At 72.6% G+C, this 12,599-nt stretch carries 12 protein-coding genes; 6 read left to right on the forward strand and 6 right to left on the reverse strand.

The features are described 5' to 3' along the window. Positions 1-250: 250 nt before the first annotated feature. From ML5_RS05860 to ML5_RS05870, 3 genes are read right to left on the reverse strand one after another with little or no spacing between them, the layout of a single operon-like run. Positions 251-1,435, reverse strand: coding sequence for an osmoprotectant NAGGN system M42 family peptidase (locus ML5_RS05860; RefSeq protein WP_013474062.1), 1,185 nt, complete (start codon positions 1,433-1,435; stop codon positions 251-253). Beyond that, entirely contained in the window at positions 1,432-3,270 is a 1,839-nt protein-coding gene (ngg, locus tag ML5_RS05865) for an N-acetylglutaminylglutamine synthetase (RefSeq protein ID WP_013284125.1), read from the reverse strand. The genes ML5_RS05860 and ngg overlap by 4 nt, the downstream gene beginning before the upstream one ends. Positions 3,271-3,272: 2 nt before the next feature. Further along, positions 3,273-5,063 carry an N-acetylglutaminylglutamine amidotransferase gene (locus tag ML5_RS05870; protein WP_013284126.1) on the reverse strand — a complete coding sequence of 597 codons (1,791 nt, stop codon included), beginning with the start codon at positions 5,061-5,063 and terminating at the stop codon, positions 3,273-3,275. A 205-nt stretch (positions 5,064-5,268) separates the two neighbouring features. Between ML5_RS05870 and ML5_RS05875 the strand changes: the two genes are divergently transcribed. Beyond that, on the forward strand, positions 5,269-5,736 hold the full coding sequence (locus ML5_RS05875; RefSeq protein WP_013474063.1) for a hypothetical protein: 468 nt from the start codon (positions 5,269-5,271) through the stop codon (positions 5,734-5,736). A 139-nt stretch (positions 5,737-5,875) separates the two neighbouring features. Continuing rightward, a complete protein-coding gene (locus ML5_RS32715) occupies positions 5,876-6,013 on the forward strand; it encodes a hypothetical protein (protein ID WP_236619367.1) in 138 nt (45 codons plus the stop codon). Between the two features lie 66 nt (positions 6,014-6,079). Here ML5_RS32715 and msrA read toward each other — a convergent pair whose 3' ends face one another. The 3 genes from msrA to ML5_RS05895 form a co-directional block, all read right to left on the reverse strand. Further along, positions 6,080-6,739, reverse strand: coding sequence for a peptide-methionine (S)-S-oxide reductase MsrA (msrA, locus tag ML5_RS05885; protein WP_013474064.1), 660 nt, complete (start codon positions 6,737-6,739; stop codon positions 6,080-6,082). A 76-nt stretch (positions 6,740-6,815) separates the two neighbouring features. Next, positions 6,816-7,229, reverse strand: coding sequence for an HIT family protein (locus ML5_RS05890; protein WP_013474065.1), 414 nt, complete (start codon positions 7,227-7,229; stop codon positions 6,816-6,818). Positions 7,230-7,383: 154 nt separating this feature from the next. Continuing rightward, positions 7,384-7,710 carry a hypothetical protein gene (locus tag ML5_RS05895; protein WP_071096722.1) on the reverse strand — a complete coding sequence of 109 codons (327 nt, stop codon included), beginning with the start codon at positions 7,708-7,710 and terminating at the stop codon, positions 7,384-7,386. A gap of 95 nt (positions 7,711-7,805) precedes the next feature. On the opposite strand from ML5_RS05895, the gene ML5_RS05900 reads away from it, so the two are divergent. The 4 genes from ML5_RS05900 to ilvA all read left to right on the forward strand — a co-directional run bounded on the left by ML5_RS05900 (position 7,806) and on the right by ilvA (position 12,531). Then, on the forward strand, positions 7,806-8,948 hold the full coding sequence (locus ML5_RS05900; protein ID WP_013474068.1) for a cystathionine gamma-synthase: 1,143 nt from the start codon (positions 7,806-7,808) through the stop codon (positions 8,946-8,948). Between the two features lie 16 nt (positions 8,949-8,964). Beyond that, the gene (locus ML5_RS05905; RefSeq protein WP_030271225.1) at positions 8,965-10,377 is read left to right on the forward strand and encodes an amidase; all 1,413 of its coding nucleotides are present in this window, start codon (positions 8,965-8,967) and stop codon (positions 10,375-10,377) included. Positions 10,378-10,525: 148 nt separating this feature from the next. Then, positions 10,526-11,314: a DUF4328 domain-containing protein gene (locus tag ML5_RS05910; protein ID WP_232236674.1), complete on the forward strand. Its 789-nt coding sequence runs from the start codon at positions 10,526-10,528 to the stop codon at positions 11,312-11,314. After that, positions 11,311-12,531, forward strand: a complete 1,221-nt coding sequence (ilvA, locus tag ML5_RS05915; protein ID WP_013284132.1) for a threonine ammonia-lyase — start codon at positions 11,311-11,313, stop codon at positions 12,529-12,531. Before ML5_RS05910 ends, ilvA begins: the two co-directional genes overlap by 4 nt. Positions 12,532-12,599: the final 68 nt, after the last annotated feature.

The following is a 12,599-nucleotide window of genomic DNA, read 5'->3' on the forward strand; positions in this document are numbered from 1 at the left end:
GCCGGCTGGACTGGGCCGGCACCCCGGGGGTCGGGTGGCTGTCGTGGTTTCGCCGCACCGCTGCCACACGGTCTCGACGATCGTGCATGCCCGCCTCGCGGCGGACGAGTTTTCACTGTCGAGGACAGCGGCTAGCGGACAGCCACCTCACGAGTCCGATTGCTATACAAGTCTGGACCACCTCCTTTCCCGTGTACCGCCACGCTATCCACTTCCCGGCGGCCGCGGCAACGGATTTCGATCACAGGCGTCAGTCCAGGCCGATCGGGCCCTCGCGCGGGCCCTCTTCATTCGCCGGCTGCACTGCGAGCGACGGGAAGTCGGCCAGGTCGCCCTCCGGCTCGGCGTCCCACTCGGGGAAGACCAGCGGGCTCTGGAGGTAGAGGCAGAGCAGCTGGGTGAGCTGGTGCAGACCGTCGAGGTGGGTGCGCTCGTGGCCGTGGGTGGCGTCCACGCCGAAGCCGAGCAGCGCCACCCGGGCGTGCGCCCCGGCCTCGACCGCGGCGGCCACGTCCGAGCGGTAGTAGTCGAACACGTCGCGGACCAGGTCGACGCCGTGCTCCTTGGCGATCGAGGCGAGGTTGCGGGTCAGGTGGTAGTCGAACGGGCCGACCCCGTCGCCCATCGCCAGCGTCGCGGCGGTCTCCCGGGACTGCTGGCCCGGCGCGACCACAGCCGCGTCCACCGAGACGATCTCCGCGACGTCCGGGTCCAGCCCGTGGCTCGCGCCGTGACCGATCTCCTCGGTGACGGTGACCAGCAGGTGCGCGGTGACCGCCGGGGTGACACCGGCGTCGACCATCGCCTTGAACGCGGTCAGCACCGCCGCCACGCCCGCCTTGTCGTCCAGGTGCCGCGACTTGACGTACCCGTTCGGGGTGATGGTCGGGTTGGGCAGGAACGCGACGAAGTCCCCGGCGTCGATGCCGAGCGCCCGCAGCCCGGCCTCGTCGTGTACGGGCTCGTCCACCCGCACCTCGACCAGTTCCCAGCCGACGCCCTGGAGGTCGACCGCCTCGTTGTAGCGGTGGCCGCTCGCCTTCAGGGGCAGCACCTGGCCGGTGACCACCCGGTCCAGGTCGTCGGTGAAGATCCGCACATGGGCGCCCTCGGCGAAGCGGGCGCTGTGCGTACCGATCGGGTTGACCTCCAGCCGGCCGTTCTCCTTGAGCCGCTTCACCATGCCGCCGATGGTGTCGGTGTGCACCACCACGGCCCGGTCGGCGCCGGTCGACCGGGGGCCGGGCAGACAGGCGCTCAGCGCCCCGCGACGGGTCAGCGTGGAGCTGATCCCGATCGCGGAGAGCCGCTCGCCCACGTACTGCTGGATGTGGTCGGTGCGCCCCGACGGGCTGGGGATCTCCAGCAGCTCCACCAGCACCTGGCGGAGGTAGTCGAGGTCGAGCTTGAGCGGTTGGGGTTTGCGTGCGGTCATGCCCCAGAGCCTGCCGCACCGGCCGGCGACCAGAGTCGCTGCGGTGCCCGGGTACCCGGGAAGAGCAGGTCGACGAAGCGCTCGGCGGTCGGCTGCGGCTCGTGGTTGGCCAGTCCGGGCCGCTCGTTCGCCTCGATGAACACGTGTTCCGGCCGGTCGGGGGCGGGGACCAGCAGGTCCAGCCCGGTGACCGGGATGTCCAGCGCCCGGCTGGCAGTGACGCACGCCTCGGCGATCGCCGGGTGCAGCTCGGCTGTCACGTCGTGGATCGTGCCGCCGGTGTGCAGGTTGGCCGTCCGCCGGACCGCCAGCACCTCGCCCTCCGGGAGCACGTCGTGCATCCGGTACCCGGCCTCCGCCACCACCTCACGGGTCATGTCGTCGACCGGGATGCGGGACTCACCGCCGGTGGCCGCCGCCCGGCGCCGGCTCTGCCGCTCGATCAGCTCGGTGATGTCGTGCACGCCATCGCCCGTGATCTGCGCGGGCCGACGCACCGCGGCGGCGACCACCTCGTGGTCGATCACCACGACCCGCAGGTCCTCGCCCGCGCGCAGCTCCTCGATCAGCACGTCCGGGCAGAACCGGCGGGCCAGCTCGACGGCCGCGGTGAGGGCCTCCGGCGTACGCACGCCGACGGTGATGCCGTTGCCCTGCTCGCCCCGCGCCGGCTTGACCACCACCGGACCCACATCGTTCAGGAACGCCACGTCGTCGGGCTCGCCGGTGGCGGTACGCCCGCGCGGCACCGACAGCCCCGCCTCGGTGAGGATGCGCCGAGTCACCCGCTTGTCGTCGCAGCGGCTCATCGCCACCGCCGAGGTCAGTTCCGACAGCGACTCGCGGGTGTGGATGGTCCGGCCGCCGGTGGTCAGCTTCAGCTCACCCCAGTGCGGGTCGGTCACCTCGACCCGGATGCCGCGGCGCATCGCCTCGTCCGCGACGATCTTCGCGTACGGGTTCAGCTCGTCGTACCCCTCGGGCATGGCGGGCAGGAACAGGCGCTCGTTGATCGGGTTCTTCCGCTTCACGCAGAGCGTGCCGGTGCGGTGGAAGCCGAGGCGCTCGTACAGCCGGATCGCGCCCGAGTTCTCGGCGAGCACGGACAGGTCCACGAACGCCCGGCCGCGCTCGTCGAGCCGGTCGGCGAGCGCGGTGAGCAGTGCCTGCCCGGTGCCGGGCGGGGCGGTGTTGAAGTCGACTGTGAGGCACCACAGGCTGGCGCCCTTCTCCGGGTCGCCGAAGACCGCGACGTGGTCCACGCCGGTGATGGTGCCGACCACCTCACCCGTGGTGTCCTCGGCCACCAGGTGCAGGAACCGGTCCGTGCCGGCGTTGTCCACCAGCACCTCGACCGGTGCGGTGACCATGCCGTTGCGCGCGTAGATCCGGTTCACCGCCTCGGCGTCGGCGGCGTCGCGCAGCGGCCGGACGGTCAGCCCGGGGACCTCGCCGCCCTCGGTGGCGGCGGGCCGCTTCTCGCCCAGCGGCAGCCGGTACGTCAGCGACGGGTCGATGAACAGCTCGTCCGGCAGCCGGGACACCAGCACGTGCGGGTCGCGCAGGTAGATGCAGATGTCACGGGCGCCGACCGCCTCGGAGCGCAGCACGTCGGCCACGTGCACCTGGTCGTCGAACGTCTGCCCGAACACCAGCCGGCCCCAGCCGCAGTCCAGCACCACGCCCGAGGCGTCGGCGGACGCGGTCTCCGGCTGCCGAGGCTCCGGCGTACCCGGTGCGACCGGGTCACCGCCGGGGCCGGTGAGTTCCCGGCGCCGGCCCAGCACCCGTTCCCGGTCGGTACGCGCCGTTCCGGTGGCGAGGGTGTCCGTCACGGTCAGTCGATTCCGTGGCTCTGGAGCCACATTTCCAGGAGTCCCAGTTGCCACAGCTTGTTTCCGTTCAACGGGGTCAGTTCGGCATTCGGGTCGGCGAGCAGCGCGTCGACGTAGTCGGCGCGGAACAGGTCGCGACGGCGCGCCTCGGGCGCGGTCAGCGCGTCGCGTACCCGGTCGAGGAGCTTGCCCTCCAGGTGGGTGAGTCCGGGCACCGGGAAGTAGCCCTTGGGCCGGTCGATGACCTCGTGCGGCAGGACCCGGCGCCCGATCTCCTTGAGTACGCCCTTGCCGCCCTGGGCCAGCTTCAGCTCCGGCGGGCAGCTCGCGGCCAGCTCGACGAACTCGTGGTCGAGGAACGGCACCCGGGCCTCCAGCCCGTGCGCCATGGTCATGTTGTCGACCCGCTTCACCGGGTCGTCGGTCAGCATGACCTGGGTGTCGATCCGCAGGCCCGCGTCGACGGCGGTCTGCGCCCCCGCGCGGCCCAGGTGCGCGGCCACGAACTCCCGCGCCGGGTCGCCGTCGGCCAGCCACGCCGGGTTGAGCACCCGGGCCAGTCCGGCCGCGTCGCGGTCGAAGAACGCCTTCGCGTACGTCTCGAGCGCCTGCTCCCGGTCCACCCCGGCGAGCGGCGGGTACCAGTGGTAGCCACCCAGGATCTCGTCCGCGCCCTGGCCCGACTGCACCACCTTGACGTGCCGCGCGACCTCCTGGCTGAGCAGCCAGAACGCGACGCAGTCGTGGCTGACCATGGGTTCGCTCATGGCCGCGACGGCGGATTCCAGCGGCGGCAGCAGGTCACCGGTGGGCACCCGGATCTGGTGGTGGTCGGTGCCGAACGTCTTCGCGACCAGGTCGGAGTAGACGAACTCGTCGCCCTCCCGGCCGCCGACCGCGTCGAAGCCGATGGAGAACGTGGCCAGGCCGGACCGGGCCTGCCCCTCGCCGGCGAGCAGCGCGACGACCAGGCTGGAGTCGAGGCCGCCGGAGAGCAGCACGCCCACCGGCACGTCGGCCACCATGCGGCGGCGTACGGCTGTGGTCAGCGAGTCGAGCAGCGCGTCCTGCCAGTCCCGCTCGGACCAGCCGGCCCGCTCGGCGGCGCGGCTGAACGCCGGATCCCAGTACACCCGCTCGTGGGTGGAGCCGTCCGCCTCGTACACCCGGACCGTGGCAGGCGGCAGCTTGGTGACGCCGGCCAGGATCGTGCGCGGCGGCGGCACGATGCTGTGGAAGCTCAGGTAGTGGGCGAGCGCCACCCGGTCGATGGTGGTGTCGATGCCGCCACCGGCGAGCAGCGCCGGCAGGGTCGAGGCGAACCGCACCACGCCGGGGCTCTCGGCCAGGTAGAGCGGCTTGATGCCGAGGCGGTCCCGGGCCAGCACCAGGCGGCCGGTGTCGCGCTCGCTGATCGCCACCGCGAACATGCCGATCAGGTGGTCGACGAAGTCGAGACCCCACTCGGCGTACGCCTTGACCACGACCTCGCTGTCACCGGACGAGAAGAACCGGTGGCCCTTGGCCTGCAGCTCGGCGCGCAGCTCTCGATAGTTGTAGATGCAGCCGTTGAAGACACCGGTGAGCCCGGCGGCGGCGTCCACGATGGGTTGGCCGCTCGCCGCGGACAGGTCGATGATCTTTAGGCGCCGGTGTCCCAGCGCGGTCGGGCCCTGCGACCAGACGCCGCTGTCGTCGGGCCCTCGGTCACTCATCGTGGCCGCCATCCGCTCCACGGCCGAGACGTCGGCGCGTGAACCGTCACGGCGGAACTCTCCCGCAAGTCCGCACATACAAGCCAATGCTGCCAGAGCTTGTTGCAGTTCGCCTGTTGAGACGATGACGAACGTGTGACAGCTTGCTACGATGCGCCGTCACGCAGGGTGGTCACCTGTCACGCCTTCGGTTCCTGCCTCGCTCCACCCGATGTCGGGATTCGGCTCCCGCGAGGGTGTGAGGAATGCCGCAGCGCGCTACTTCTGAAGTAGTGTTGATGTCATGTCGATGCCCTTGGAGTCCGTGCCGTTCTCCGAGTTGCTGCGCCAGCCGACGGAAACCGCGGAGCGGCTGGCTCGTACTCGGGCACTGCGGCTACGTCGCCGCGACGCCGCCGACCTGGTGCTGATGTCCGCCGAACGGGCAGAGGCCGAGGGGGAGGTGGTCGATTTGACCGCGCGGCTGCTGGCCGGCCTGGCGCGGCGAGAGCCGGCCCTGGTCCGCGAGACGCTTCCGACCGTGCTGCCCTGGATGCGGTTCCTGCCGCAGGGGGACGCCGAGCAGATGACCGACGAGTTCATCGCCACGGCCGAGGCCGCAGCGGCCGTCGGCAGCACCGCGGCGGTGTCCCAGCTGCTCGCGGAATGGCGGCACACCGCCGAGGTTCACGCCGATCCCGATCTGCATCGGATCCTGGCCGCGCCCAGCGCCGACGACTTCGGGCCGGTCACGCGCCCGACCGACGAGTGAGCGCGAAGCGCGGCGACCGCGCCGCCCCGCCACCCCGGCCAGGTGGGTACACCCTGCGGTTCGCCACCAATGACGCGGCCAAGGGCTGGGAGGAGCGACCAGCCGCCAGCACCCCCTCAAGGGTTCCCTCGCCACTGCGGTGCACAACGGTAGGGCCCTGCCGCAGTGGCAGTACGAGGTCACCGCCGGCGGCCGCGTCTGGTACCTGGTCGACGACCAGACCCGGACCTGCTGGATCAAGCACGCCGGCACCGGCCATCCCCGAGCCACCGATTGACCGCAGTGCGTTCGGGCCCTCGTCCCTGGAGGACGAGGGCCCGAGTGGGGCAGTGCTCGGGTCTGGCTACGCGGTGCGGGCCACGCCGACCGGGCAGCTCAGCCCGTTCGGTCCGTGGTTGCAGTAGCCGTTCGGGTTCTTCGTCGGAGCCAGGTACTGCTGGTGGTAGTCCTCGGCGAAGTAGTAGTCGCCGAGCGGCGCGATCTCGGTGGTGATCTCACCCTTGCCGGCCCGCTCCACGATCGGCGCGAACGCGTCCCGCGACGCCTTGGCGGCGGCGAGCTGCTCGTCGGTCGTGGTGTAGATCGCCGAGCGGTACTGGGTGCCCACGTCGTTGCCCTGGCGCATGCCCTGGGTCGGGTCGTGGTTCTCCCAGAACACCTTGAGCAGGTCCTCGTAGGCGATCTTCGACGGGTCGTAGACCACCTGGACCACCTCGGCGTGCCCGGTCATGCCCGAGCAGACCTCCTCGTACGTCGGGTTGGTGGTGTACCCGCCCGCGTAACCGGCCGACGTGGTGATCACGCCGGGGAGGGTCCAGAACAGCCGCTCGGCGCCCCAGAAGCAGCCCATGCCGAAGACGGCGACCTGCGCGCCCTCGGGGAACGGGCCCTTCAGCGAGGACGGCAGCACCTCGTGCCGGTCGGCGATCGGCATCGCGATCGGGCGGCCCGGCAGGGCCTGGTCAGGAGAGATCATTTCGGCCTTCATGCGGCGGAGGAACACGGTGGGACTCCTCTCTTGGCTTTCCCAGCGTGTGCAACATCGTCGGCCCCGGGTTCCTTACCCGCCCACGTCGGCGTCAGGCCAGCGCCGCCGAGATCCGCCCGGCGAACTCCGTCGCCTCGGCGTCGTCGGCGTACCGGGTGCGCGGCCAGAAGAAGCCGCGCAGCCCGTCGCCCTTGGTCCGGGGCACCACGTGGGTGTGCAGGTGCGGTACGGACTGGGACACCCGGTTGTTCATCGCCACGAACGTCCCACCGGAGCCCAGACCGGACTCCACGGCCACGGCGATGCGCTGCACCAGCCGGAAGTAGCCGGGCAGCGCGTCGGCGGGCAGGTCGGACAGGGTGACCAGGTGGGTGCGGGGCACCACCAGCACGTGGCCCTTGAACACCGGCCGGGTGTCGAGGAACGCGACGCCGTCCGGCTCGTCGGTCACCCGGAAGGCCGGCACCTCGCCCGCCACGATCCCGCAGAACACACACCCGCTCACGAGCTCACCCTGGGCCCCACCCGGCCACCCCACCTCCGGGCGAGCGTGATCATGAGGTTGGCGGCGACAAATCGGACCGGCGGCACCGTCAACCTCATGATCGGCGCGGCGCGGAATCCGACGCGCAGCAAGCGCGTGTGCAACTCGTCCACGGCTAGGCCGCCAGGCCCGGGATCCTGCTCTCCCAGAGGCGGATCACCCGGTGTGCGGTCAGCTTGCGGATGCGGGACCAGTCCTGCCGGAGAAGCGCCGGATTCACGTACCGGACGATGTCCTCGCGCTGCCCGCAGTCCATCAGCGTGCGGTAGAGCGTGAGCCGCTGCCCGCTGTCGTCGACGTCGAACTCGGTGAGACCGGACCACGCGAGGCGGATCGGCAGCGTGACCCGGCCGTGCTCGGGCCCCTTGAGGTCGTCCAGGCACGTGGGGATCCGGTCGGCGACGCCGTGCAGGCGGGAGGGGAGCGCCTCGGTCGTACTCACCGGACCAGTATGGCCGACCACCCCGACACCTTCGCGGTTGTGACTCGCGCCGGGTTGACGAGAGCGGGAGCGGGCGGGGGGCTAACGTCTGCGGCATGAGCCACGGCTTCGAGACACTCGCCATCCACGCCGGTCAGGACCCGGAGGCCCGCACCGGTGCGGTGATCCCGCCGATCTACCAGACCAGCACGTACGCCCAGGACGCCGTCGGCGCGCCCCGCGAGGGCTACGAGTACAGCCGCTCCGGTAACCCCACCCGCGACGCGCTCCAGGAGTGCCTCGCCGCGCTGGAGGGCGGCCCGGTGGCGCTCGCCTTCGCCAGCGGCCTGGCCGCCGAGGACACGCTGCTGCGGACCGTCTGCAAGCCGGGCGACCATGTGGTGATCCCGGACGACGCGTACGGCGGCACGTACCGGCTGTTCGCCAAGGTGGCCGAGCGCTGGGGCCTGTCGTACACCCCGGCGAAGGTATCCGACCCGGACGCCGTTCGTGCCGCGATCCGCCCGGGCACCACCAGGATCGTCTGGGTGGAGACGCCGACCAACCCGCTGCTCGGCATCGCCGACATCGCCGCGCTCGCCGCGGTGGCGCACGACGCCGGCGCGTTGCTGGTGGTCGACAACACGTTCGCCTCGCCGTACCTCCAGCAGCCGATCGCGTTCGGCGCGGACGTGGTGGTGCACTCCACCACCAAGTACGTCGGCGGGCACTCCGACGTGGTCGGCGGCGCGCTCGTCGCGGCGGACCGCACGCTCGGCGAGGAGCTGCGCTACCACCAGAACGCGATGGGCGCGGTCAACGGGCCGTTCGACGCCTGGCTCACCCTGCGCGGCATCAAGACCCTCGGGGTACGGATGGACCGGCACTGCGACAACGCCGAGCGGGTCGCGGCCTACCTGGACGGACACGCCAAGGTCGCCCAGGTCGTCTACCCGGGCCTGCCCTCGCACCCCGGCCACGAGGTGGCCGCCAAGCAGATGCGCCGGTTCGGCGGCATGATCTCGTTCCGCGCGGCGGGCGGCGAGGAGCACGCCGTCCAGATCTGCAACCGGGCCCGGTTGTTCGTGCTCGCCGAGTCGCTCGGCGGCGTCGAGTCCCTGATCGAGCACCCGGGCCGGATGACACACGCAAGCGCTGCGGGCTCGCCGCTTGAAGTTCCCGGCGATCTCGTGCGACTGTCTGTCGGCATCGAGACGGTCGACGACCTGCTCGCCGATCTGGAGCAGGCCCTGGGCTGACCGCTGGTTGGGGAGGGTGGCAGTGCCGGACATCTTGCCGACGACCTGGGTCGGGACGACCGCGAAACAGATCGCCCGGGCGGTACGCCGTGGCGACGTCTCCGCCACCCAGGTCGTCGCCGACCACCTGGACCACGTCGCCCGGGTCGACGCCGAGCTGGGCGCGTTCCGCACGGTACGCGGCGGCGAGGCGATCACCGAGGCGGAGAAGGTCGACGAGCAGGAGGAACTGGCGAACCTGCCGCTCGCCGGGGTGCCGGTGGCGGTCAAGGAGAACACGCCGGTGGCCGGCCTGCCCACCTGGAACGGGTCGGCCGCGATGCGTACCGAGGTGGCGGAGGCCGACCACGAGGTGGTCCGGCGGCTGCGCGGCGCGGGCGCTGTCATCCTCGGCGTCACCCGGATGCCGGAGCTGGGCCTGTGGGCCCTCACCGACGACGACACCGCTGTGACCCGCAACCCGTGGGATCCGGCGCGTACCCCCGGCGGCTCGTCCGGCGGCGCGGCCGCCGCGGTGGCCGCCGGGCTGGTGCCGATGGCCCACGGCAACGACGGTCTCGGGTCGATCCGCATTCCGGCGGCCTGCTGCGGCCTGGTCGGGCTCAAGCCCGGCCGGGGCGTGGTGCCCTGCCAGCTCGGCGCGGACGACTGGTTCGGCCTCACCGAGCACGGCATGCTGACCAGCACCGTCGCCGACGCGGTGGTCGGTTTCTCGGTGCTGGCCGGCCGCCGGCCGGACAAGCTGGTCCCGCCGGAGCGGCTGCGGGTTGGCGTCTCGCTGCGCTCGCCGGTACGCGGCGTCTCGCCGGACGCGCCGAACCGGGACGCGGTCGCCGCCGCCGGCCGGCTGCTGGCCGCCGCCGGTCACGACACCGTGCCCGCCGACCCGGTCTACCCGACCCGGCTCGGCCTCCAGGGCATCGCCACCTGGTTCGCGGCGGCCGCCGCCGACGTGCGCGCCGCCGGGGTGGCGCCGCGTCAACTCCAGCGGCGCAGCCGCCGGCACGTCAGGCTCGGCGAGTGGGCGCAGCGCCGGGGGTACGTGCGGGAGGCCGACCGGGCCGCCTGGCGCGAACGGTCCGTGCACTTCTTCGCGGACAACTCGATCGACCTGCTGCTCACCCCGGCGCTGGCCGGGCCGCCGCCGGAGGCCGCCGGGTGGTCCGGCCGCTCCTGGCTGGCGAACATGTCGACCAACATCAGGTACGCCCCGTACGCGGCGCCGTGGAACATCGCCGGGCTGCCGTCGATCGTGGTGCCGGTCGGCCGCCGCCCGGACGGCCTGCCGGTGGGTGTGCAGTTCGTCGGCCCGCCCGGCTCCGAACTGCTGCTGCTCGGAGTGGCCGGCCAGTTCGAGTTGCAGGCGCCGTGGGCCCGGCACGCCCCCGGCTATCCCCGCGTCGGAACGGGGTCGCCGGCCGCCGGCTGATCGTCTAGCGTGTGCGCACCCCTGTCGCGCTCACCACCTCGGACGGTCCCCGATGCACTGCCAGACCTGCGGCGACGCCACGTCCCCGGCCTATGAGGAGTGCCGGCGCTGCGGTACCCGAATCGGTCAGCCCGCGGTGAGCCCCGGCGTGCCCACGTACGGGGTGCGCGGCCTGGCCGTGGCCGGCGCGTCCGCGGTCGGCGCCGCCACCCTGTGCTACCTGCTGACGGCGCTGTTCCCGCTGGTGGGTGTGCGGATGGCCCGCTCGGCCGCCGAGCAGCTCGACCGGGACGTGCTGCTCGGCGCGGTACTGGCCGAGGTGCTGTTCTCGGTGCCCTACCTGCTCGCGCTCCTGACTGCGGGGACGCTCGTGGTGATCTGGACCTGGCGGGCGCGCAAGAACCTGGACGCGTTCCCGGGCGCGGTGCCGAACCTGAGCCCGGCGTGGGCGATCGCGGGGTGGCTGGTGCCGCTGGCCAACCTCGTCGTACCGGCCCGGGTGCTCGCCGACCTGCTCCGCAACAGCGTGTGGCAGCGCCGCCAGTCGTGGCTCGTCGGGGTGTGGTGGGCGAGCTGGCTGGTGTTCCTGATCGGCGACCGGTTCGTCGCGCGGGCCGAGCAGCAGCGCTACGACCGGCTGACCGAGCTGCCCCGCAACGACGCGGAGTTCGCCACGTACGTCCGCTTCTACGAGGACGCGCTCGCGCCGCGGCTGGTGCCGGCGGTGGCCTGCCTGGTCGCCGGGATCGCGTTCGTCGTGCTGGTCCGCCGGATCTCCGCCGCCCAGCAGGACCGGCTCTCCCGGGCCGTGCCCGTGTGGCCCGGGCAGCCGGTCTGGCCCGGCCGACCGGGCTGGCCCGCGCCCGCCGCGCCGATGCCGGTCGCGCCGACGTCGCCGCAGGTTCCGCCCACCCCGGGTGGCACGATCGGGGCATGACGGAACTGGTCGGTCTCGCCGACGTACAGGCCGCGCGGGAACTGCTCGCCGGTGTCACCCGTACCACCCCGCTGGAGCCGTCGCGGCCGCTCAGCGCCGCGCTCGGCGGGCCGGTCTGGCTCAAGTGCGAGAACCTCCAGCGCGCCGGGTCGTACAAGGTGCGCGGTGCGTACGTGCGGATCTCCCGGCTCTCGGCCGAGGAGCGGGCCCGCGGCGTGGTCGCGGCGAGCGCCGGCAACCACGCCCAGGGGGTGGCGCTCGCCGCCGGGCTGGTCGGCGCACACGCCACCGTCTTCATGCCGGTGAACGCGCCGCTGCCGAAGGTCGCCGCCACGAAGGGGTACGGTGCGCAGATCGAGCTGGTCGGAAACACGGTGGACGAGTCGCTCGTCGCGGCGCAGACCTTCGCCGAGCGGACCGGAGCGGTGTTCATCCACCCGTTCGACCACCCGGACGTGATCGCCGGGCAGGGCACCGTGGCGCTGGAGATCCTCGAACAGTGCCCGGACGTGCGCACCATCGTGACCGGGGTGGGCGGCGGCGGCCTGGTCTCGGGCATGGCGGTGGCGGCCAAGGCGCTGCGTCCCGACGTACGCGTGATCGGGGTCCAGGCGGCGAGCGCCGCCGCCTTCCCGCCCTCGCTGCGGGCCGGCGAGCCGCTGCGGCTGCCCTCGTTCGCGACGATCGCCGACGGGATCGCGGTCGGCCGTCCGGGCGAGCTGACCTTCACCCATGTCCGCAAGCTCGTCGACGACGTCGTCACGGTCTCCGAGGAGGACATCTCCCGGGCGTTGCTGATGCTGCTGGAACGAGGCAAGCAGGTGGTCGAGCCGGCCGGCGCGGTCGGCGTGGCGGCGCTGCTGGCCGGCGCGGTGGAGGTGACCGCGCCGGTCGTCGCGGTGCTCTCCGGCGGCAACATCGATCCGCTGCTCATGCTCCGGGTGATCGAGCACGGCCTGGCGGCGGCGGGCCGGTTCCTGCGGATCACCGTGCGCTGCACGGACCGGCCCGGCCAGCTCGCCTCCCTGCTGAGCGAGATCGCCGAGCACCGGGCCAACGTGGTGGACGTGGTGCACCAGCGCGCCAACCCGCACCTGCGCCTCGGCGAGGTGGAGGTGGCCCTGTCCGTGGAGACCCGCGGGGTGGAGCACTCGGACACGCTGATCAGCGCGCTGCGGGCCAGCGGCTACCAGGTGGTCTTCACCGGCGAGGGCTGAGCGCTCGGCGGAACGCGAACGCCCCGGCCGGATGATCCGGTCGGGGCGTTCGGGTGTGCGGCTCGGGT

Source organism: Micromonospora sp. L5, from assembly GCF_000177655.2.
GTDB classification, from domain to species: domain Bacteria; phylum Actinomycetota; class Actinomycetes; order Mycobacteriales; family Micromonosporaceae; genus Micromonospora; species Micromonospora aurantiaca.

Bases quoted from the DNA above. Each gene is read 5' to 3' on its own strand.
- ML5_RS05860 (WP_013474062.1), bottom strand. From the start codon at position 1,435: ATGACCGCACGCAAACCCCAACCGCTCAAGCTCGACCTCGACTACCTC.
- ML5_RS05870 (WP_013284126.1), bottom strand. From the start codon at position 5,063: ATGTGCGGACTTGCGGGAGAGTTCCGCCGTGACGGTTCACGCGCCGAC.
- ML5_RS05875 (WP_013474063.1), top strand. From the start codon at position 5,269: ATGTCGATGCCCTTGGAGTCCGTGCCGTTCTCCGAGTTGCTGCGCCAG.
- ML5_RS05900 (WP_013474068.1), top strand. From the start codon at position 7,806: ATGAGCCACGGCTTCGAGACACTCGCCATCCACGCCGGTCAGGACCCG.
- ilvA (WP_013284132.1), top strand. From the start codon at position 11,311: ATGACGGAACTGGTCGGTCTCGCCGACGTACAGGCCGCGCGGGAACTG.